The sequence below is a fragment of the Pseudomonadota bacterium genome (assembly GCA_010028905.1).
Taxonomy (GTDB): domain Bacteria; phylum Vulcanimicrobiota; class Xenobia; order RGZZ01; family RGZZ01; genus RGZZ01.
Genome location: RGZZ01000941.1, coordinates 1 through 1,019, shown reverse-complemented (window position 1 = coordinate 1,019; position 1,019 = coordinate 1). Strand labels below are relative to the sequence as shown.

1 protein-coding gene is annotated in these 1,019 nt (G+C 67.0%); it reads left to right on the top strand.

What is annotated here, in order from left to right; translation table 11 throughout:
- Positions 1-328 precede the first annotated feature (328 nt).
- A partial coding sequence (locus EB084_26555; GenBank protein NDD31824.1) for a hypothetical protein occupies positions 329-1,019 on the top strand: 691 nt, incomplete at its 3' end.

Below are 1,019 nucleotides of genomic sequence, written 5' to 3'. Positions count from 1 at the left end.
AAGCAGGCAGCCGCAGCCGCCCAGCCCGCCCCTCCCGCCAAGAAGCTGACGATCGCCAAAGAGCGCGACGGCGACCTGGCGACGCAGCTTTGAGTCGCGCGCGGCCCAGCCCGTGGACGTGCTGTGCTCTCCGACGAGAGGCGCAGCGCTAGGCGGGGGAATCGACGAGATGGGCACGTCGAACGGCGCGGATGCGAGTGCCGGGGCGCACGGGCAACCGGAAGCTGAGGCTGACTCGGGGGGTGTTGAGCCCACTCGAGCGGCGGAAGCGGCAGGAAGTCTAAGCGATCCCGCGCTTGCGGAGAACGTCGAGCAGTGGTCGGAACTGGTGCGACCCGAGCTGCGCGACGAGACAGTGACAGGACGCTCCGGCGATCTCGACAAGTGCCCAGCGTGCGACGCCTCGACAGATGTCAGGGCGCCGCAGCGAGCAGATCGAGAGCTCAATGGAGCGGGTCCAGAGGCGCGCCCGAAGGGCAAGAGGTTCCTCATCCTCTTTGCCGGCAGGGAGCGGCCTCACGACCTTCGAGACGCCCTGCGCCGATTAGGTGCACGGGTCGACTCGTACGAGGTGATGGACGACGCCGAGGGTCAAGATCTCTCGAAGCCGTCGGTGCAGTCCATAGTCCTCGAGGGCATCGCCAAGGGCATCTGGGCAGGGGTGTACGTGGCGCCTCCGTGCGCCTCATTCTCCCCCGCTCTCGAGCCTCGGTTGCGCTCGCTCGCAGAGGTCGAAGGCATCTCGCCGGTCCCTGCCCGCTGGGCAGCGTACCTCGAGAAGCATAACCGCCTCGCCCGATTCGCTGCAGACGTGGCAGACGCAGCGGACAAGGCGGGCACCGTCTGGCTCATCGAAAACCCCGCTTCACGCCGAGGCGGGTGGGCTTGGTGGCCGACTTTCGCAGACGCGCCCACGATCTGGGATCTCCCTCAGTTTGTGGCGCTTCGCAACCGGACGGCGGCAACGCGCGTGACCTTTGCTCAGTGCCAATTTGGCGCAGAGTACCAGAAGTACACGA